Source organism: Achromobacter sp. UBA4530, from assembly GCF_002388205.1.
GTDB classification, from domain to species: domain Bacteria; phylum Pseudomonadota; class Gammaproteobacteria; order Burkholderiales; family Burkholderiaceae_B; genus Achromobacter; species Achromobacter animicus.
Window position 1 is genome coordinate 101,284 of sequence record NZ_DGMA01000001.1, and the last position, 20,327, is coordinate 121,610.

Below are 20,327 nucleotides of genomic sequence, written 5' to 3' on the forward strand. Positions count from 1 at the left end.
TCCGCCGCGCGTCCCGCGGGCGGCGCCATCGGGCCTTTCCCGTCGTTCATCGTGCAAAGACCCGGGATTTGGCAGTCGGACATCGCGGCCGCCGCGTCCGCGCGCAGCAACGTGCGTACGGTTTCGACCTCGGGCCAAGGTTGCGGCGCGGACGCCGGATCCACGCCTTGCGCATGGCCTGCCGATACCACCGCGGCGCTCAGTGCGATACCGGCAAGCGTTCGCCGGGCTACGCACCGGCGCGGGATGCAAAGCTCATTCCTGTTCATAAAGTTCTCCCTGCAATTCGGCGACTAGCGCACTGGCCACGAGGCTGGGCCGCGGTTGCGGCTGCACGGTCACCACAAGGCGCGACCAGCGTGCCGCGGATACCGGTCCCGGCATCAACGCCATGGACCGCAATGGCCCATGCAAGGCCAGACTGCGCCGCCGCACGACGGGCATGCCCGTCCGCGCTGGATTGGATTGCACTGCGCTCGCCTGCCTGGCCGCCGGCTGCTGGGCCGCTGGCTGGCGCGGCCCATGCGGCATGAGCGGCACGGAATGCGACAGCGCGACGGAAGCGAATGCTGGGCGTAGTCCTTGCAGTCCGCCCGCCACCCGCGTGTCGACGTGCAGCGACGAAGGCAACGTCATGTCGGCAATCCGGATCGGCTCGGACGCCAGGCGCCACGCCAGCGTGGCTTCCTCGAGCGGCTTGAACGACACCTGCCAGCCCGCTGGCAACAACGCGTGCAGGCCATGATTCGTGGCCAATGGGTGAACGCGGGCGTACACGGCCGCGCAATTCCAATGCTGCGCGCCAGCATCGCAGTGCGCGCGCCGCAACGCCCAGCCCTGCACCTGCACCGGCAGCGCCGCCACGCTTGCGAGCAAGCGCGTCAGCTCCGTCGGCGGCTGGACTGTGGTGGCGCGCAACATCGCCTCGTAGGCATCGGCCACCGGGTCCCGAACGGCAACGGGCTGCGGCGGCGCTGCCTGTCTTTGCGAGAACGTGCTGGCGCCGGCGTTCCACAGCGGCGGCGCTGCCGCGGCAAGCCCGACGCACGCCAGGAAGAGACGCAATGCGACGGGCAGCTCGGCCCAGCGCGAGGGCAGCGCGGTAAGCGCGGCGCCGGCATCCACGGCCTGAATCAACGCGGACCACACCTGGTCCGGCGCGCGCTCCACGAGGGACGGACGCTGCGCGAGCAGCGCCCGCTGTTCCTGCTGGGCTTCGTCAAGCGAACCGAACACCCGGTCGGTCTGCGAGAGGACTGCGCCGCCGTGCGCGGCGACAAGCCAATGGCGCCCGTCCGGCAGCCGAACCAGGCTATGACCGCCCTCGGGGTACAGCAAGGCAAACAACTGCGCGGCTGACTGCGGCGGCATCGCGGCCGGTGCGCCGGCGCGGCGCTTGAATCGCGCACCCCGGAGTCCGGCGCGGGTGCGTCCATAGCCCGCGACCATGGCGGGCGATCCGCCCACCACGTAATGCGTGGCCCGCAGGCGCCGTCCGCGCGACCGCGCGAGCTTGGGGACGTTGGAACCGATGAGCGCGAACCAGCGCAAGCCGAACGCCAGCGTTCGTTCGGCGCCCGGGCAGTCGATCAGCAGGAGTTGAGGGGCCCTGTTCACGATCAGTACCCTTCCTCGACCTGAGCCGTCACGAGGATCAGCGTCGTGTGGCGTTCAGTGGCGGCGCGGTCCACGCCGCCCGCAAGCAGCGGCAGTCCGGGCGCCAGTCGTTGGCGATCGTGCTGGTCCTTCATGCGGTCAAAGCCGGCCACAATCATGGGCTGCCCCGGCCGCAGTTCGATCTGCTGTACCGTGCCGCTGCCATCGACCGTGATCTGCTGCACTTGCACCTGATTGGCGCTTTCGCCGAAAGTGATTGTTTTCAGGGGCTGTGCGACCGCGTTGTCATACGCGATGGAAAGCAGGATCTGCCCGTCTTCCTGGATGTCCGGCACCAGGGTCAGGAACGAGCCGACGGTTTCTTCTTTTTGGCTGATAGAAACGGCAGGCAGCGATCCGTTCGCGCCAGTGGCGGTCATGCCGGGCATGGCAGTGCTCTGCACGCGATCAATGTAGGAGAACGTAGTCCTGACGGCATGCGAGACCGGCCGGCGGTTCAAGGTGAGAACCGGAATCTTGCTGTGCCGCACGACCGCGCCCATCGCACTGAGGGCGGACACGATGGCCTGCGAGCCCTGGAATGGTCCCGCGCTCGATGCGGCTTGAAGCAACCCTGCGCCGGTGGCCGGCACGCCAGGCACGGCCAGCCGCGCCGTGGCGCCTGCGGCTGCATAAAGGGCATTCCAGTCGAGCCCCCCCGTGGCTTCCGTGTTGGCGATAAAGGTGATTTCTTCGAAAAGCAGGCGGACACGGCGGGTCAACGCCTTGTTCTCGCGTTCCAGATAGCGTGCGACCCGGTCCAGTGCGTCCGGCGTATCGGTGACGACCAACGTGACGGCGCCTTCCACCGACTCTGCAATAACGCCGGATCGAGTGAGGAAAGGCAGAACGTTTGCGCGCAGGATGGCCAGCGCGTTGTGTTCGCCCGCGGCCAGCGTCGTGTTGGAGGTGCTTTCGAAGCCCTCGCCTTCTGCGCTGCCTGAGCGGCCGAGCCGCACGTCGACCTTGCTGGCGAGCGTCAGGGCGCGCAGATCGAAGACGCGCGTTTCGGTGCGGTAGAACTCGAGCGCGTTGTGTTCGTAGCGCCAGTGCACCGAAAAGCGCGCGGCCAGCGCGTCGAGCAGATCGGCGAGCGGCTGAGGATCCGCCCGCACTTCAATGCGCGCCGGTGCGGCGAGAGCCACCGCGCCGCTGACGGCAAGACGCGGCAGGAATTGGTCGGGGGGAAGCAAAGCGTCGGGACGCACTCGAACCGCAATGCCCGTGGCGGCGGTCAGGCGCTGCGCCAGCGTGGAAAGGTCTGCGTCGTCGGCCAGCATGAGCGTGGTTTTGACGTTTTCGCGTAATGCGGGCGGCAGCGCGACCTCGCGCGCGAGCGGTTGCGGCTTGCCCGCCAGCCAGGGAGTGGAGACTTCCTGCGCGGCGATGCGAGCCTGCCGATCAGACAAACCGTCCGAAAAGGCCTGATGGCGGGTAGCGGCGTCCGCATGCCGGCCGCTGGCCGCGCGTTGCATGATCGTGACCTGCTCGGACACCGAACAGCCAGCGAGCACGCACGAGAGCACCGTGCAGGCAAACGTTCTGGTTGCCGGAACGCGCGTGGCGCAAGCAAACGAAAGGAACCTCATGCCGCGGCTCCTTTGGGCGTGGCCGCCCGTGAGCACGATTGCGCGAGCGGCACGACGCGCAGGACGCGGTTGCCATAGAAGCAGGGTTGCAGCGGCCGGTCGGCCAGTTCGGTGGCGCCGAGCAGCCCACGCACTGCCGTTTTGAAGTCGCCGGAGAATTCGGCCGTGGCCGCCAGCGGGATATCGACGTCTACGGCCCAATGCTGTGGTTCGAACGTCCAGCCCGACGCGCCGGCCCAGCGCGCCAGCACCGCGCGCAGCGTGGCGTCGGGTGGCGCGGCTCGAAACGGGGCAGCCTGCGCATCAACGTGCGTGTCGGTGGACGTTGCGCCCGCAAGCGTGGCGGACTGCGCGGCATGACGGTTCGACGCTTCTGTGCCGGCCAGCGCGGCCCCATCCGAGCGCGGAGCCGAATCGTCGACGAGCTTGGTGTGCGAGGTGAAATCCGCCCTCGGACGCTGCGATGCGTCTAGGGCAGTTGCCGGGGTCTGCACCATACGCGAGGCGGATTGGGTCAAGGGCGACGGAATGTCCGCCGCACCATGCGCCCGCTGCGCCCGAGCAGTCAGCCTGCCGCCGCGAAAGCGCAGTGCTTTCCATGCACCGGCGACCACGACGTAGGGGTCGCGGCGCACATAAGGCAACGGGAGTTCGCCGCCATCGCCTGCACCGAAGATGGCCGGCAACGGCTGGCCCGGCTGGAATTGCAGCCAGGTCTCGCGCCCGTCGTCGAAGACCTGCAGCGGCGCGACGGCGGGATCGCCGGATAGTTGCCAGTCGAAGCGGAACCCATGCGAGGGCGGGTTGGCCGCCTGCCAGGAGGTTGTTTCTCGGCCTGAGCCGGGGCCCGACCACGTGCATGCGCCAAGGCAGGACAGCCCGGCCGCCAGAAAGAAGATTCGTACCATGCCTCACCGCGAACAAAGCGCGCATCGGAAGCGACACGCTTGAACGGCATGGTGGCCGAGCGCCGGTGGCGCCGCCAGACTGGCATGTACGGACGGATGGATTCATCCACCCCCCGCGCGCGACGAATCCGGACAACAAAAAAGCCTGGTCCGTAGACCAGGCTTTCTTCAGCTGCGCGGCGCTGCGAGAGCGCGCCGCTATGCGGCGCGATCAGCGCTGCGTGGCAATGGTGCGCGCCTGCGCGGCGGCGTTGTTCAGCGCAGAAACGGGAGGCACCTTGCCATCGAAGGCATCGGTCAGTTCCTTGTTCAGCACGGGTTCGATGCGCTCGTAGTTGGCCATGCGGAAACCGCGTGCGTTCTGGACGGGCTTGGCGCTCATCGAAGCCACGAACACCTGCGCGCCCGGGATCTTGCTGTAGAACGACACGTCCGAGGCACGGAAGGCGGCTTCTGTCAGCGGCAGGTAACCCGTGCGCTGATGCCATTCGGCGGCGACCACCGGCTTGGACAGCCACGCCAGGAACTGCGCGGTGGCCTTTTCCTGGGCCTGCGGATGGCCTTCCAGCGCCCACAGCGCCGAACCGCTGACGAAGGGCTTGCCGCCCTCTTTCGTGGCTTGCTCGTAGTACGGCAGCGGCGAGACGCCGAAGGACAGCGACTTGGTGGCGAGGAACTGGCCGAGCGCGCCCGAATTGGCCGTGAGCACGGCGCATTCGCCCTTGGCGAACAGCTTGTCGGAGGCGTTGTCGCCGGAATACGCCGTAAACAGCAGCGAGCGCTTCCAGCTGACCATCAGCGAGATGTGACGCATGTACAGCGTGTCGAACTGCATGGCGGGCGCAGCAGACTTCTTGGTGACCGCGTCCAGGCCGTTGTTGTTGCTGGTGAACAGCTGGTTGTTGACCGGCGCCAGGTTCTCGAGGTGGACCGCGACCTGATCGCTGGACGCGTAGGGGCAGTCGATATCGGCCACGTCGCGCAGCTTCAGGAGTTCGGCCTGCAGCGCGGTCCAGGTGCGCGCCGGCTTGTTGGGATCAAGACCAGCCTTCTTGTAGGCGGCGGTGTTGTAGAACATCACCGGCACTTCGGCCATCCAGGGGAAAGCCAGCAGGCGGCCCTTGCTGTCGCGGGTGAAGCTGCTGGTGGCCGGCACGAACCAGTTCAAGTCCTTGATCGGATACTTGGCCAGCAGTTCGTAGAGCGGCAGCACGGCTTTGTGCTGGGCCACGACTTCGGGCGAGTGGTTATCGGACAGTTGCAGCAGGTTCGGGCCCTTCTTGGCCTTGACCGCGGACACCGCCTCTTGTTCCAGGGCAGTCGGCGACGCGAAGCCGCGCAGCGTCACTTTGACGTCGTCCTGCTCCTTGTTGTATTGCTTGGCGAGCTTTTCGAACTCGGCCTTGTTTGCATCTGTCAGGGTGTGCCAGACCTGGATTTCGACGGGTGCGGCGTTTGCCACGCCGGCCATCGCCATCGCGGCGCCAAACACCCATGCACGCCGGCTGGCGAACATCGCGCGGGCAAGGCCCGCCAATTGCAGTTTCTTCATAGGTTCACAGACCAAGAAAAGGGAATTCCGGTTCTGGCCGCCGTCCACTGAGCAGATCGGCCAATGCCCGGCCCGAGCCAACACCCATCGTCCAGCCAAGCGTACCGTGTCCGGTATTGATATACAAATTCGGAATACGGCTGCGGCCGATGATGGGCACGTTCGAGGGAGTGGACGGGCGCAGGCCCGACCAATAGCTGACGCGCTCGAAATCGAGCGCGTCGGGAAAGAGTTCTTTGGCAAGGCGGGTCAGGGCCTCGCAACGGCCGGTATTCAGGCTGCGCGAATAGCCGGAAAGTTCCGCCGTACCTGCCATGCGCAGCCGGTCGCCCAGCCGCGAAAAGACAATCTTGTGGCTGCTGTCCGTCAGGCTGACGGTGGGGGTCGCACCCGGATTGCGCACCGGGAACGTGGCCGAATAGCCCTTTGCCGGATACACGTTGCACGGAATGCCGAGGGGACGCAGCATCGCGGGGCTGAAGCTGCCCATGGCGACCACATAGGCGTCGGCCGACAGCGTGGCATAGCGGCCGTCGGGCTGGATGAGTTCGATGCCCGTGACCGCGCCGCCCTGCGTCAGGAGCCGGGTGGCGCGCGTGTTGTACTGGAATTCGACGCCCGCGCGGGCGCAGTGATCGGCCAGCGCGACGGTAAAGAGGTGCACGTCCCCGCTTTCGTCCTCGGGCGTGTAGTCGCCGCCCACGATCGTGGCGCGATGCGGCGCCAGCGCGGGCTCGATGGCGATGACTTCGTCGGTGTTCACGACGCGGCGCTCGACGCCGAAGTCGCGCATCAGGCCGGCGGCACGCTGGGAGTTTTCGAATTCGTGGGGATCGCGGTAGAAATTCAGGATGCCGCGTTCCAGGTGGTCGTACTGGATGCCGAGTTCTGAGCGCATGCCGCGCAGGGTGGCGCGGCTGTACTCGGCCATGCGCACCATGGCGCGGATGTTGGGGGCCAGCCGGCCAGGCAGGCATTCGCGCAGGAATGCCAGGCCCCACATCCACTGCCGCCAGTCCAGTTGCGGACGGAACAGCAGCGGCGCGTCGTCGCGGAACATCCACTTGAGCAGCTTCATCGGCGCCTGGGGATTGGCCCAGGGCTCGGCGTAGGAGACGGAAATCTGCGCGCCATTGGCAAGGCTGGTTTCCTGGGCGGGACCGGTGCAGCGGTCTATGACCACGACGTCATGACCCGCCTGGCTGAGCCACCAGGCGCTGGAGATGCCGATAATGCCGCTACCCAATACCGCTACTTTCATGCCCGCATCGCTCCTTGCATGCCGGTTGCGTGCGCGGACCCGATGTCCGCGTACCCCCGGCAGGCCGCTGCCAAAGCAGTTTACCTTGCCGCTTTGCAGCCGCCTAAGTAATAAAAAAACATATTACTTAAGACCCGGCCTTCGCCAGATCGGCCTCGGACGTGAAGGCGTCCGCGTAGAACTCTTCCGGCGGCAGACCGTTCTGGGCGCTGAACTCGCGGCGGGCCGCATCGACCATCAGCGGCGTGCCGCAGGCATAGACCTGGTGCCCGGAAAGATCCGCGATGTCGTGCATCACGGCTTCGTGGACGAAGCCGGTGCGGCCGGTCCAGTTGTCTTCCTGCAGCGAATTGGACACCACCGGCACGTAGCGGAAGTTCGGCAGTTGCGCGGACCACGACTGCGCCAGCGCGTCCATGTAAAGGTCTTGCGGACGGCGGCCGCCCCAGTACAGCGCGACCGGGCGGTTGATGTTCTTGTGGATCATGTGTTCGACGATCGCCTTCACGGGCGCGAAGCCCGTGCCGCTGGCCAGCAGAACGATCGGCTTGTCGCTGTCTTCGCGCAGGAAGAACGATCCGAAGGGCCCTTCCAGGCGCAGGATCTCGCGTTCCTTCATCTGCGTGTCGCCGGCGCCGAACACGTGATCGGTGAAGAGTCCCCCCGGCATGTGCCGGATGTGCAGTTCCAGCGGGCTGCCGGTGTGCGGCGCGCCAGCCATCGAATAGCTGCGGCGGCGGCCGTCCTTCAGGATGATTTCGACGTACTGGCCCGCGTAATAGCGGAACTGTTCGGAAGCCGGCAATTGCAGCTTGAGGACCGTGACGTCCGGCGCGACGCGTTCCATGGTCTGGACGCGCGACGGCAGCTTGCGAATCTGGATGTCGCTGGCCAGCCGGACCTCGGTGGATTCGACCACGAGGTCGGATTCCGGCCGGGCCTGGCAGAACAGCGTGTAGCCGTCGGCCAGTTCTTCCGGCGACAGGATCTGCGCGGGGTACTGGCCGGCGTCGAACTCCCCGGACACCACTTTGCCCTTGCAGGTGGAGCACGCGCCGTTGCGACAGCTGTAAGGCAGGACGATGCCCGCCGCCAACGCGGCGTCGAGCACGGTCTGGCCGGGCTCGACCGGGAATTGATGCTTGCTGGGTTGGATGATGACCTGGAAGCTCATGATGAAACGGTTCAGAGGCGACGAAGCGCTATCCGGCTGTGCCGGGAAGGCGCTCCGCCCGGCCCGGCGTCATGCCGGGAACTTGCGGATTTCCTTGACGCGGTTGGCGTCGTCCACGAGCACCACCTGGGGCTTGTGCTTGGCCGAATCTTCTTCGGACATCGGACCGTACGTGCAGATGATGAGCAGGTCGCCCACCTGGGCCCGGCGCGCAGCCGCGCCGTTCAGCGAGATGGCGCCGCTGCCGCGAGCCGCCTTGATGATGTAGGTGTCGAAGCGTTCACCGTTAGTCACGTTGTAGAGTTCGATGCGTTCGAACTCGCGCATGCCGGCAGCGTCGAGGAGGTCTTCGTCGATGCCGCAAGATCCTTCGTAGTGAAGGTCGGCTTCGGTGACCGTGACGCGGTGCAGCTTTGCCCGCAGCATGATGCGTTGCATAAAAAATTCCTGGTTTCGCGGCCCGGTCCGCGAAGTGTTGCAAGGTTGATGCCCGGCATCCGGATTTGCCGTCGAAAGCCGGTATTCTATAATTTTTGCCGCAGCGGGACGGCCCGTTGCTGCGCACAGTCAAACGGCTGGCGCGTTTTCCGGGGACGACCCCATTTATGCCGGCGCCTTGCCGGCAACGCAACATGGGAGTCGTGAATGACCTGGATCATCCTGGTATTGGCTGGCCTATTTGAAATCGTCTGGGCCGTCGGCCTGAAATACACGCACGGATTCACCCGGCTTGGCCCCTCCATCGTTACGGTGGGCGGCATGCTGGTCAGTTTCTGGCTGCTGGCCCTGGCCATGAAAACCCTGCCGCTGGGCACGGCCTACGCCGTGTGGGTGGGTATCGGCACGATTGGCGCCTTTGTGGCCGGCATCGTGCTGTTCGGGGAGTCGGCGAGCTGGCTGCGAATAGCCAGCGTCGCGTTGATCGTGCTGGGCCTCGTGGGCCTGAAGCTTTCCACGCCGTAAGCCTCCGGCCGGGCTGGGCTTAAGGCTTAGGGGCCAAATGAGACCCCAGCCCCGTTAGGGCGGCGCGTCAGAAATCCAGTTCAATCTCGACGGCGTCGCCCACCTTGAGCCGCGCCCCCGCCGGCGCATCCAGGATGGCGTTCTGGCCGAACACCACGCCGATGTCCAGATTGCGGTAACCCGCCAGCGTACGGCCCGGTTCCTCGTACTGCTTGGCCGTGCGCTGATCGATGTCCGGAATCGAGCAACGCGTGCACGGCTTGACGAACGCCATCCGCACCCCGCCCGCCGAAATCATGGCGGTGTGGTCTTCCTCGAAGGCTTCCCATTCGCCCTCGACCACGATATTGGGACGGAACCGGTCCATGGGCACGGCGTCGACGCCCTTGGCCTGCAGCCGGGCATTCAGGTCGTCCAGCGACGCCTGGTTGGCGATCAGCAGCGGGAACCCGTCGGCAAATCCGAAGCAGTGCTCGCCCACGAAGGCGTCGGCCAGGTCCGGGTGCGCATCGACCCAGCGCGACACCCAGTCGGGCTTGGCGTCGCGGCGCGCCGCGGCGTCCACCTTGAGCAGGCCGCACGGCGTTTGCAGGAACTGGGTCAGCCATTGGGCGGCCGCTTCGCTTTCGCGCCGGGCCGTGGTGGTGTCGGCCCAGACGCCGACCGTGAGGGCGTCGCCGTGCAGACCCGATCCGTCCAACGCGATATCCAGGTCAGCCATGCCAGGCGCCGACAGCCGCAGCGCGTCAGCAGTGAGCGCCGTGCGGACGAGCGCCATGGCCGGCCATTGCCGTTGCGTCATGAACTGGCCCGCGGCGTCCACCACCATCCACCGCCGGTCATGCGCAAGGCCCGCGCGATCGATGGGAGATTCGGTCAGATCGATGCCCGCGCAGGATTTGACGGGGTAGATATGCAGGCTGAGGATGCGGGCGGACATGGCGGCGATGGCTCAACGAGTGGCGAATGCCGCAGAGAATACAAGAAATGCGGCGCGCCGGACCGCCCGAAAGAGACAAAAAAAGCCCGGGACTAGCCCGGGCCAGATGAGGTGGCGGTTGCTCAGCCGCCGACCAGCTTCAAGGTGTCCAGCGGCGTGACCGCCTTGAATCCCTTGCGCGTCGCGATGTGCTCGGGACGCGGGGTCAGCCCGTACTTGGGCGGGTTCAGGGTGTTCTCCATGCTGTTGTAGACCATGAAGACATTGGCGCGGGGCCACGGCGAGATGTTGCTGTTCGAGCCGTGCATCGTGTTGCAGTCGAAGAACACCACCGAGCCGGCCTTGGCCGTCATCGTGCTGATGCCGCCCTGCTCCACCAGCAATTGCAGGCTGACAGGATCCGGCACGCCGTATTCCTGTTTCTTCAGCGACTGCTTGTAGTGCTCGTTCGGCGTCTCGCCGACGCACGAAATGAACTGCCGATGCGAGCCGGGCACCAGCATCAGCGGGCCGTTGCATTCGTTGTTGTCGGTCAGCAGCACCGAGCAGCTGAGCGCACGCATCGACGGCATGCCGTCTTCGACGTGCCAGGTTTCAAAGTCGGAGTGCCAGTAGAACTCCTTGCCCTTGAAGCCCGGCTTCATATTGGCACGCGACTGGTGGATGTAGACCTCGGAGCCGAGAATCTGACGTGCCACGTTGACCAGGCGCGGATCGCGCACCAGCCGTGCCAGCATCGGATTGAGCACGTGCACCATGAAGATGGAACGCACGGCGTTGCTGCCCGGCTCGGTGATGGCCTCTTCGCGGCGGACGATGGACGGGTCGCGCGTCATGCGCTCGACCTCGGCCGACAGCGCACGCACCTCGGCCTCCGTGAACAGGTTCTCCAGCAGCAGGAAGCCGTTACGGTCGTATTGGCCGACCTGCTCGTCGCTCAGGGCGTTGGCATACTTGCCGTCTTCATAGACGACCGGATCCTGGCGGGAAATGATGGCGGAACTGCGATCCGTACGGGAGGCGTACGGATCCTGCGCGGGTGAGATCATGCGAACCTCCTTTTATCAGGCCGCGACCGCATCGGGCAGCGCGTAGACACCTTCCTTGTCGTGCACTTCCTGGCCGGTCAGCGGCGGATTGAAGACGCAGATGACGCGCAGCGGCTCCTTGCCGCCGCACAGCCAGTGCTCGTCGTTTTCGTTCAGCGCGTAGACCACGCCGGGGCCCAGGTCGTATTTCTTGCCGTCGGCAATGGTCTCGATCGAACCGTCGCCCTCGATGCACCACACCGCCTCAAGATGGTTCTTGTAGTGGATGTGCGTGCGGCCGCCCGGGAAGATGGTGGTCTCGTGGAATGAAAAGCCCATGCCATCCTTCTTCAGCAGCACGCGGCGGCTGACCCAGGTGTCGGTGCGGACTTCGTCGGCAGTGCCGATCACATCTTTGACATTACGTACGATCATTGACGTTTTCCTCCAAATTTCAGGATGCGGGCAGACTGCCCCTCATCGGCCAGCGCTTCGGCCACGCTGGCCTCGATCAGATCCAGGCCCTTGGCCAGCAGGTCTTCCTCGATCGTCAGCGCGGGCAGCAACTTCAGCACTTCATCGTGCGCGCCCGACGTTTCGATCACGACGCCCTTCTTGAAAGCGCATTGGGCGATACGGTTGGACAGCGCCGGATTGCCGTTGGACACGAGGCCCTGGATCAGGCCGCGGCCACGCGCCGACAGGCCGGCGTTGGGATAGCTGTGCACCAGGTTTTCAAGCCAGTCGCCGACCAGGCGTTCCTTGCGCTGGATGTCGGCCGTGAATGCGGCGTTGGTCCAGTAGGTTTCCAGCGCCTGCGTGGCGGTGACGAACGCCAGGTTGTTGCCGCGGAAGGTGCCGCTGTGCGCGCCGGGCTTCCAGATGTCCAGTTCGGGCTTCATCAGCACCAGCGACATCGGCAGGCCAAAGCCGGATAGCGACTTGGACAGCGTGATGATGTCGGGGCGGATGCCGGCGGTTTCGAAGCTGAAGAACGTGCCCGTGCGGCCGCAGCCGACCTGGATGTCGTCCACGATCAGCAGCATGTCGTGGCGCTTGCACAGTTTTTCCAGCTCTTTGAGCCAGCGCAGCGTGGCCACATTGACGCCGCCTTCGCCTTGCACCGTTTCCACGATGACGGCGGCCGGCTTGTCCATGCCGCTGCTCGGGTCTTCCAGCATGCGTTCCATGTACGCCATGGTGTCCACGTCCGGACCGAAGTAGCCGTCGTAGGGCATGAAGGTCGTGTTGCCGAGCGCGTAGCCGGCGGCGTCACGGAACTTCATGTTGGCCGTCGCGGCCAGCGAGCCGCCGCTCACGCCGTGAAAGCCGTGCGTGAACGAGATCACGTTGGGACGGCCCTTCACCTGGCGCGCGATCTTCAGCGCGGCTTCGACGGCATTGGTGCCGGTCGGGCCGGTGAATTGCAGCGTGTACTGCCAGTTGCGCGGCTTGAGCAGCACGCGATCCACCGTCTCCAGGAAACGCTTCTTCGCGCTGGTGGCCATGTCCAGGCCGTGGACGACGCCGTCCGCCTGCACATACTCCAGCAGCTTTTCCTTGAGAACAGGATTGTTGTGGCCGTAGTTCAGCGTGCCTGCGCCGCTGAAGAAGTCGATGTATTCGGTGCCATCTTCATCGATGAGCGTCGAGCCACGGGCCTGATTGAATATCACGGGAAACGACCTGATGTAGCCCCGCACTTCAGACTCCATGCGGTCAAAGATCTTCAAGTCCATGATTAATCCTCCCTTTTCAACTCATTAATTGACGGACGGCCTGATCCCGCCAGGTGCGGCGGGCGCACCTGGACAGTTCGAACCATCCCGGTAAATCGATAAGACCGTCAGGCCTTTGGCGTCCCTATGGGGACGGCAAGGCGAACGGACCTATCCTTAACAGCATCTCGTCGTCATGGTCCGCGCCGCCGAAGAGTTGCCGGTCGAAGAACGGCTGTTCGGAAACGTGGGCGCCTACTTCGGCGGCCAGGCCGGCGAAGGTGCGGCGCGAAGCCTGGTTGTCAGGCCCCACCGTGGTTTCAAGATAGCGGACATGCGCCAGGCCCTTGCGCTGCAAGAGTTCCCGGAGCATGGCGCGGCCAAGGCGTTGGCCGCGAGCGCGGGCGTGCACCGCAACCTGCCAGACGAACAGGACGTCGGGGCGGGACGGGTCCACATATGCGGAGATGAAACCATTGATGCGTCCCCCGGCGCTTTCAGCCAGGACGCAGGTGTCGCGGAAGTGCTCGCACAGGAGCAGGTACGCGTAGAGGGAATTCAGGTCGAGCGGCGGGCACTCGGAAATGAGGCGGTGGATCGCGGCGCCGTCTTTGCGGTCGGGCAGACGCATGGTATGGGTCTGCGCGCTGACCGCCGGCGCCACGGCACTTGAGAGTATGGGGGAGTCCAGTTCGTTTTTCTTCATGCAACGATTCCCGATTCTGGGGGTGCCCCGCCCGTGGGCACTTCAAGGATGGGCGACGACACGTCTCCATGCGTGTCGACTGCGGCCTGACCGTCCTGTTCCATGAGCGTCACGATGCGCTCCAGGGACAGGGTGATGGTGGCCTGTTCCAATTCCGGCAAGGCATTGAGCGCGTCAGCCAGATGCTTTTGCAGCGGCGACGGCGCGCCTTGCGCCAATTCCTGTCCCGCCTCGGTGGCGGTGACGAACACGATGCGGCGGTCTTCACGGCCCCGCTCGCGGCGGATGAGCGCCTTGTCTTCCAGGCGATCCAGGATGCCGACCACCGTACTGGGACTGACGTGCATCTCGCGGCTGATCGCGGTGGCGGTCATCGGACCGTTGGCGATCACGGTGCGCAGGCACATCAACTGCGGCGCAGTGATGTGACTGACTGCGGACAACTGGCGCGAATGCAGCGCGATCGAACGCGTGATGCGGCGCAGGGCTCGCAAAATGCGCAGGTCGTACTGCTGAGTGGTTTCGGTTTTCGCGGCGTCAGTCATGGATACAGATGGTTCGGGCAAAATCATTTCTACACGAATCATATGCGCCCGATTTATTCGAGTCAAACAAAAACCCGGGCACGATGTAAATAAATGAACGCGGATTTGGCGAGGATGACCGGAGTATGAATGGACTTGTCAGCACGCTGTTTCCGCTGTGCCGGGGGCTGTGAGCGGCATCCGCCTGCTGGCTGGCCTAAACAAAAAACATATGTTTTGTTCATGATGTTTTATTTATCATATGTTTTTACCGTTTATCCGCCCCTGCCAACATGTCCTTGCCCGCTTCCCTGCTCGCCACCCTCCAGGCAAAGCTGGAACAACTGCCGCCCGAATTGCAGCGGGCGGCGCGCTGGGTCGTGGCGAATCCCGCGCAGGTGGGACTCTGGTCGATGCGCCGGCAGGCGCAGACGCTCGGTGTGGCGCCCGCCACAATGTTGCGCCTGGCTCGCGCGTTGGGCTATGGCAGCTACGAGGATTTCCGTCAGCCGTTCCAGCAGGCGCTGGCCGCACAGGGCGAGCCGGGCCTGCGCGACCGCGCCGCTGCCCTGCAGGCTGCGGCGGGCGCGTCCGCCCAACCCGGCCACGATACATTGACCGGGTATCAGGTCCAGGCCATTTCCTCGGTCTGCGCGCTGAACCCGCCCGCAACGTTCGACGCCACCGTGCAAACCCTTTTGGACGCACATCAGGTTGGTTTCCTGGGCACGCGCTCAGCCTTCGGCATTGCATTCCAAATGCGCTACGCCTATCAGCTCGTGCGGCGCAACAGTGTCCTGATCGACGGGCTGGGCGGCGCGCCGGCCGAGCAGATCGACAACCTGGGCGCGGGCGATGCGCTGATCGTCATCTCGCAGGCCCCCTACCCCGCCGCCACCGTGGATCTGGCGCGCCAGGCCGCGCGGCGCGGCGTGGCCGTGGTGGCGCTGACCGACGACCCGCTGTCGCCGCTTGCCGGGGACGCCCGCCACACGCTGCGCTTCGCCCCGTCCGACCGCGATGGCGTGCAAGCCCGGCCGGCGCGCCAGGGGCCGGGCTCGTTCTTCCACACGACCGCCGGTCTGCTTGGGCTGGCCGAACACCTGATCGCACGGCTGACGGCCCTCGGCGGCGAAGCGGTGCTGGACCGGCTGGCCGAAGTCGAGCAGCGCCTGCGCACTGACAACGTCTATTGGACCGGCGCCCCCGCGCGCCGCCACGGCTGAGGCGCCCAAGCCAATGCCACCCTCAACCTGACCCAGGAACCCGCAGCATGAGCCAAACCCACATCCTGCATCGCTCCCTTCGCCATACGCCCCCCGTCGCCGTGCGCGGCCAGGGCGTCTGGATCCATGACAGCGCGGGCCGCGCGTATCTGGACGGCTCAGGCGGCGCGGCCGTGTCCTGCCTGGGCCACAATCATCCGGAGGTCCAGGCGGCCCTGCACGCGCAGATCGACGCGCTGGCCTATGCCCACACCAGCTTCTTCACCACCGAGGTCGCTGAAAAGCTGGCGGCCCGCCTGGTGGCGGACGCGCCCGCCGGCACCTCCCATGCGTACTTCGTGTCGGGCGGGTCGGAAGCGGTGGAAGCGGCGCTCAAGATGGCGCGCCAGTATTTCGTCGAAATCGGTCAGCCACAGCGCCGCCACATCATCGCGCGGCGGCAGAGCTATCACGGCAATACGCTCGGCGCGCTGGCGGTCGGCGGCAATGCCTGGCGGCGCGCACAGTTCGCGCCGCTGTTGATCGAGGTCGAGCACGTCTCGCCGTGCTATGCCTACCGCGACCAACGCAGCGACGAAACCGCCGAACAATACGGCGAGCGGCTTGCAGAGGAACTGGACGCGGCCATCCTGCGCCTCGGCCCCGACTCCGTCATGGCATTCGTGGCCGAGCCGGTGGTGGGCGCGACGTCTGGCGCGGTGACTGCCGTGCCGGGGTACTTCCGCCGCATCCGCGAGGTCTGCGACCGCCACGGCGTCCTGTTCATCGCCGACGAAGTGATGTGCGGCATGGGCCGGACCGGCACGCTATACGCCGTCGAACAGGAAGGCGTGACGCCGGATCTCATCACCATCGCCAAGGGGCTGGGCGGCGGCTATCAACCCATCGGGGCAGTCATGGCGCAACAGCACATCGTGCAGGCCATGCAGCAAGGCAGCGGCTTTTTCCAGCATGGCCACACGTATCTTGGCCACGCGCTGGCGTGCGCGGCCTCGCTGGCAGTGCAGGACGTGATCCGGCGCGACGGGCTGCTTGAGCGCGTGCGGGTTCAGGGCGCAGGCCTGGCGCAGCGTCTGCACGCGGCGCTGGGCGAACACCCTCATGTGGGCGACATCCGCGGCCGGGGTCTCTTCATGGGCGTGGAGCTGGTTCAGGACCGCGCCAGCAAGCAGCCCTTCGATCCCGAATTGACACTGCATGCGCGGATCAAGCGCGAGGCGATGGCGCGGGGTTTGATGGTGTATCCGATGGGCGGCACCCTCGATGGACGACAGGGCGATCACGTCCTGCTCGCGCCGCCCTTCATCATTTCCGACGACGAACTGGATCAACTGACGGAACGGCTGACCGGCGCCATCGACGCCGCGATCGCGCAGACGCGGGGTTAGGCGTCCACCGCAACGGCCGCCGGGCGGCGATCCTCCGCCCCGCGCCGCCTGATCAGCCTGCGCCGGCCCGCCGCCAGGGCGGGCGCGCGCCGATGGTGAGCGCGCGCAGGAACCATTCTACGGGTCCATAGGCGTGATGCCGCAGCCACCAGGCAGACAACGGCAACTGGGCGGCAAAGATGGCCACCGCAATCAGAAACGCGGCCAGAGGCGTCACGGCGGCGAACAGCCGCAGGCCCCACGCCGTGAAGAGAAATGCGCACACGACCGACTGCATCAGGTAATTGCTCAGCGCCATCCGCCCCGCCGGCGCCAGCCAGACCCCAAGGCGCTCGCCCGGCCCCGTGCGGAGCGCCAGCAGGAACGCCGCCCCGTACGACAGGCTCAGGAGCGGCGCGGTGAACAGGCCCACGGCCAGGCCCGGCAATTCCCACATCACGCGCGCCTGCGGCAATGCGCTGGTGGCATACGCCGCGGCGCCTGCCAGTCCGGGCAGGACGCCCAACGCGCACAACAATCCGAGGGCGCGGCGCGAGCGCCAGGGATCCGCAAGCGCATTGCGCCGCCCCAACGCGTACCCGGCCAGGAACATGGCGAAGACGAACGGCCCTTGCACGAACAGCACCGTAAACCAGATGGCTTCGGTGAGTTCCTTGATGTGCTGCGCGATCGTGGTGCCCACGGTGCCGCGGTACGCCTCGATGGAGGCCAGCGCGTCGGCCTTGTATTGCAGCGCGTAGCCGGCCGGAACGGGGTCCAGAAAGCTCAACGCGCCCAGAATCCCCCACACCGCCGACGCCAGCGCGATCAGCCACAGGGCAACACGCAGCGCCCGGCCCGGGTCCATGCGCCGGCATAACAGCAGCGCAAGGCCCAACAAGGCGTAGGTGACCAGGATGTCGCCCTGGTAGAACAGGATGGCGTGCGCCATGCCCAAGGCCGCCAGTCCCAATAGCCGGCGCAGAAAGCGCGGCGCGAAGGCCGCGTCGGCGCGCTCGGCCGCCGACATCTGCAGCGTGAAGCTGTAGCCGAACAGGAAGGAAAACAGCAGGTAGAACTTGGTTTCGAACAACCAGGCGACCAGCCAGCGGACCGTCACGTCCAAGGGGCTGGAATACACCGGATCCGGCACGCCCCCGCCATAGAACGGGAAGGCGAAGACGTTGATATTGACGACCAGGATGCCGAAGAGCGCGAAGCCGCGCAGGGCATCGACGTGCGCAAGGCGCGGCCGCTCGGCGAGGTCGATGCTCATGCGGGCCCCTGGAAGACAACCCGGCGGCGCAAGTGGCGCGCGCCGCCGTGCGTTTTCGGCATCAGGCGGCGCGCAGGCGTCAACCCAGCACCGGCGACAGCAACGGCTGCTTGGGCCGCACGTCCAGCGCGCGGCCCTTGAGGGCCCGCTTGCCGACGTAGACGGCCAGGTCCGCACCCGCCAGGATGTCCTCAGTCATCTTGTTGCGGTAGATGCCGGTGGCGCGCAAGCCCTTCGGGCCGATCGGCACGGTCTGGTCGAGCTTGTCCGCGCCGTCCAGTCCCATCAGGATGGTGCCGCGTCCGCCGCCCGACAGCGACTTGACCTCGTCCAGGCCGAAGACCAGGAACTTACCCTTTTGCGACAGCAGCGCCAGTTGCTGGGCGCCCGCAAACAGCGGCACCGGACGCAGCAGTTCGTCGCCCGTTTCCAGCGTGATGAACTGCTTGCCCGCGCGCTGGCGGCTGACCATGTCGGACAGCTTGGCCGCGAAGCCATAACCGCCGCGGGTGGCCAGCAGCCAGCGGCTGTCGGCCGAGGCAGCGATCGTATGGACGATGCGCGTGCCGGATTCCAGGTCGATCATCGTGGTGACCGGTTGGCCGTCGCCACGCGCCGACGGCAGCCCGGACACCGGCACCGAGTAGACCCGGCCGTTGTCGCCGACCGCGATCAGCGTGTCGGTGGTACGGCATTCGAAGGCGCCGTACAGGTCGTCGCCCTGCTTGAAGCCAAATTGCGAAGCGTCGTGGCCGTGGCCCTGACGCGCGCGCAGCCAGCCCTTCTGCGACACGACCACGGTGACCGGCTCGTCCAGCACCTTGGTTTCCAGCACGGCGCGCTCGGCGGTTTCGATCAGGGTGCGGCGCTCGTCGCCATATTGCTTGGCGTCGGCTTCGATTTCCTTGATCAGCAGGCGCTTGAGCGTCGTGGGATTGTCCAGCAGTTCCTGCAGCGAAATCTGCTCCTTGCGCTTGTCGGCCAGTTCCTGCTCGATCTTGAAGCCTTCCAGGCGCGCCAATTGGCGCAGGCGCATTTCCAGGATGTCTTCGGCCTGGCGCTCGGACAGCTTGAAGCGTTCCATCAGCGCGGCGCGGGGCTCGTCGGATTCGCGGATGGTCTGGATGACCTCGTCCACGTTCAGGTAGACGACCATGCGCCCTTCCAGCACATGGATGCGGTCGATGACCTTGTCCAGACGGAAGCGCGTACGGCGCACGACGGTGTTGGTGCGGAACGCCAGCCACTCGACCAGGATGTCGCGCAGGCCCTTCTGGCGCGGCCGGCCGTCGGTGCCGATGCACACCAGGTTGACGCTGGCGCTGCCTTCCATGCTGGTCTGCGCCAGCAGCGTGTTGACGAACTCGTCGCGGTCCACCCGCGAGGTCTTGGGTTCGAAGACCAGACGCACCGCGGCGTCCTTGCCGGATTCGTCGCGCACGGCATCCAGCAGATTCAGCATCACGGCCTTGGCCTGCGTCTGCTCGGGCGTCAGGCTCTTCTTGCCCGTCTTCACCTTGGGATTGGTGATTTCCTCGATTTCTTCCAGCACCTTCTGGCCGGACGTGCCCGGGGGCAGCTCGTTGACGACCAGTTGCCACTGGCCGCGCGCCAGTTCTTCAAACTGCCAGCGCGCGCGCACCTTGAGCGAGCCGCGGCCCCCTCCGTAGATCTGCGCGATATCGGCAGCCGGGGTGATGATCTGTCCGCCGCCCGCGAAGTCCGGGCCGGGGATCATGGTGTACAGCTCCTCGTCCGGCAACTGCGGCTGCTTGATGAGCGCCACGCAGGCCTGGGCGACTTCGCGCAGGTTGTGCGGCGGAATCTCGGTGGCCATGCCGACCGCGATGCCCGACGCGCCGTTCAGCAGCATCACGGGCAGCCGCGCCGGCAGCATCTGCGGCTCTTGCTGGCTGCCGTCGTAGTTGGGCACGAAATCGACGGTGCCCTCGTCCAGCTCGTCGAGCAACAGCTTGGCAATGGGCGTGAGCCGCGCTTCCGTGTAACGCATGGCGGCGGCGTTATCGCCGTCGCGCGAACCAAAGTTGCCCTGGCCGTCGATCAAGGGATAGCGCAGCGAGAAATCCTGCGCCATGCGGACCATGGCGTCGTACGCCGCCTGATCGCCATGCGGATGGTATTTACCCAGCACGTCGCCCACGACGCGCGCGGATTTGACGGGCTTGGCGCCGGAGCCCAGCCCCATCGCCTGCATCGCAAACAGGATACGGCGCTGAACGGGCTTCTGCCCGTCGCCCACGTCGGGCAGCGCGCGGCCGCGCACCACGGAAACCGCGTAGTCCAGATAGGCCTGTTCCGCGTAGCGCGCCAGCGTGATGGCGGCGTTGCCGTCACCGTCGCCGTCGCCGCCGGGCGGGTTGGAGTCAAACAGGCCGGGTTGATTGCTGTCGGTCATGATGGTTTCAGGTAAACAAATTC

The 20,327-nt window shown here is 66.0% G+C and carries 18 protein-coding genes; 3 read left to right on the plus strand and 15 right to left on the minus strand.

What is annotated here, in order from left to right; all coding sequences use genetic code 11:
* Positions 1–255: 255 nt before the first annotated feature.
* From B2W22_RS00375 to panD, 7 genes are all read right to left on the minus strand, one after another.
* Positions 256–1,617 carry a hypothetical protein gene (locus B2W22_RS00375; RefSeq protein ID WP_286935890.1) on the minus strand — a complete coding sequence of 454 codons (1,362 nt, stop codon included), beginning with the start codon at positions 1,615–1,617 and terminating at the stop codon, positions 256–258.
* A 2-nt stretch (positions 1,618–1,619) separates the two neighbouring features.
* On the minus strand, positions 1,620–3,245 hold the full coding sequence (locus tag B2W22_RS00380; protein WP_286935891.1) for a hypothetical protein: 1,626 nt from the start codon (positions 3,243–3,245) through the stop codon (positions 1,620–1,622).
* Positions 3,242–4,153 carry a TcpQ domain-containing protein gene (locus B2W22_RS00385; protein ID WP_286935892.1) on the minus strand — a complete coding sequence of 304 codons (912 nt, stop codon included), beginning with the start codon at positions 4,151–4,153 and terminating at the stop codon, positions 3,242–3,244. Before B2W22_RS00385 ends, B2W22_RS00380 begins: the two co-directional genes overlap by 4 nt.
* A gap of 211 nt (positions 4,154–4,364) precedes the next feature.
* Complete coding sequence (locus B2W22_RS00390) at positions 4,365–5,705, minus strand: extracellular solute-binding protein (RefSeq protein ID WP_286935893.1); 1,341 nt, start codon at positions 5,703–5,705, stop codon at positions 4,365–4,367.
* Positions 5,706–5,709: 4 nt separating this feature from the next.
* On the minus strand, positions 5,710–6,966 hold the full coding sequence (locus tag B2W22_RS00395) for a D-amino acid dehydrogenase (protein WP_286935894.1): 1,257 nt from the start codon (positions 6,964–6,966) through the stop codon (positions 5,710–5,712).
* 127 nt (positions 6,967–7,093) lie between these two features.
* Positions 7,094–8,140, minus strand: coding sequence for a CDP-6-deoxy-delta-3,4-glucoseen reductase (locus tag B2W22_RS00400; RefSeq protein ID WP_175139257.1), 1,047 nt, complete (start codon positions 8,138–8,140; stop codon positions 7,094–7,096).
* A gap of 69 nt (positions 8,141–8,209) precedes the next feature.
* The gene (panD, locus tag B2W22_RS00405; protein ID WP_039883066.1) at positions 8,210–8,578 is read right to left on the minus strand and encodes an aspartate 1-decarboxylase; all 369 of its coding nucleotides are present in this window, start codon (positions 8,576–8,578) and stop codon (positions 8,210–8,212) included.
* Between the two features lie 207 nt (positions 8,579–8,785).
* Here panD and sugE point away from each other — a divergent pair, with 207 nt between their 5' ends.
* Positions 8,786–9,103 (plus strand): quaternary ammonium compound efflux SMR transporter SugE, encoded by a 318-nt coding sequence (gene sugE, locus B2W22_RS00410; protein WP_175125056.1) that lies wholly within the window; start codon positions 8,786–8,788, stop codon positions 9,101–9,103.
* A 67-nt stretch (positions 9,104–9,170) separates the two neighbouring features.
* On the opposite strand, the gene B2W22_RS00415 is transcribed toward sugE, so the two are convergent.
* The 6 genes from B2W22_RS00415 to B2W22_RS00440 all read right to left on the minus strand — a co-directional run bounded on the left by B2W22_RS00415 (position 9,171) and on the right by B2W22_RS00440 (position 14,040).
* Positions 9,171–10,043: an MOSC domain-containing protein gene (locus B2W22_RS00415; RefSeq protein WP_286935895.1), complete on the minus strand. Its 873-nt coding sequence runs from the start codon at positions 10,041–10,043 to the stop codon at positions 9,171–9,173.
* Positions 10,044–10,165: 122 nt separating this feature from the next.
* Positions 10,166–11,092: an ectoine hydroxylase gene (gene thpD, locus B2W22_RS00420; protein WP_286935896.1), complete on the minus strand. Its 927-nt coding sequence runs from the start codon at positions 11,090–11,092 to the stop codon at positions 10,166–10,168.
* A 15-nt stretch (positions 11,093–11,107) separates the two neighbouring features.
* Positions 11,108–11,506, minus strand: coding sequence for an ectoine synthase (locus B2W22_RS00425; RefSeq protein WP_056571502.1), 399 nt, complete (start codon positions 11,504–11,506; stop codon positions 11,108–11,110).
* Positions 11,503–12,810: a diaminobutyrate--2-oxoglutarate transaminase gene (gene ectB / locus B2W22_RS00430; protein WP_175125059.1), complete on the minus strand. Its 1,308-nt coding sequence runs from the start codon at positions 12,808–12,810 to the stop codon at positions 11,503–11,505. The genes B2W22_RS00425 and ectB overlap by 4 nt, the downstream gene beginning before the upstream one ends.
* A gap of 124 nt (positions 12,811–12,934) precedes the next feature.
* A complete protein-coding gene (gene ectA, locus B2W22_RS00435; protein ID WP_175125060.1) occupies positions 12,935–13,495 on the minus strand; it encodes a diaminobutyrate acetyltransferase in 561 nt (186 codons plus the stop codon).
* Positions 13,492–14,040 carry a MarR family winged helix-turn-helix transcriptional regulator gene (locus tag B2W22_RS00440; protein WP_246282994.1) on the minus strand — a complete coding sequence of 183 codons (549 nt, stop codon included), beginning with the start codon at positions 14,038–14,040 and terminating at the stop codon, positions 13,492–13,494. The genes ectA and B2W22_RS00440 overlap by 4 nt, the downstream gene beginning before the upstream one ends.
* Before the next feature lie 272 nt (positions 14,041–14,312).
* Here B2W22_RS00440 and B2W22_RS00445 point away from each other — a divergent pair, with 272 nt between their 5' ends.
* On the plus strand, positions 14,313–15,245 hold the full coding sequence (locus B2W22_RS00445) for a MurR/RpiR family transcriptional regulator (protein WP_175139260.1): 933 nt from the start codon (positions 14,313–14,315) through the stop codon (positions 15,243–15,245).
* Positions 15,246–15,292: 47 nt separating this feature from the next.
* On the plus strand, positions 15,293–16,633 hold the full coding sequence (locus tag B2W22_RS00450) for an aspartate aminotransferase family protein (protein WP_286935897.1): 1,341 nt from the start codon (positions 15,293–15,295) through the stop codon (positions 16,631–16,633).
* A gap of 52 nt (positions 16,634–16,685) precedes the next feature.
* Here B2W22_RS00450 and B2W22_RS00455 read toward each other — a convergent pair whose 3' ends face one another.
* Together B2W22_RS00455 and parC are read right to left on the minus strand one after the other, a co-directional pair.
* Positions 16,686–17,888 (minus strand): DUF418 domain-containing protein, encoded by a 1,203-nt coding sequence (locus B2W22_RS00455; protein ID WP_286935898.1) that lies wholly within the window; start codon positions 17,886–17,888, stop codon positions 16,686–16,688.
* A 79-nt stretch (positions 17,889–17,967) separates the two neighbouring features.
* Positions 17,968–20,304 carry a DNA topoisomerase IV subunit A gene (parC, locus tag B2W22_RS00460; RefSeq protein WP_286935899.1) on the minus strand — a complete coding sequence of 779 codons (2,337 nt, stop codon included), beginning with the start codon at positions 20,302–20,304 and terminating at the stop codon, positions 17,968–17,970.
* Between the last annotated feature and the right edge of the window lie 23 nt (positions 20,305–20,327).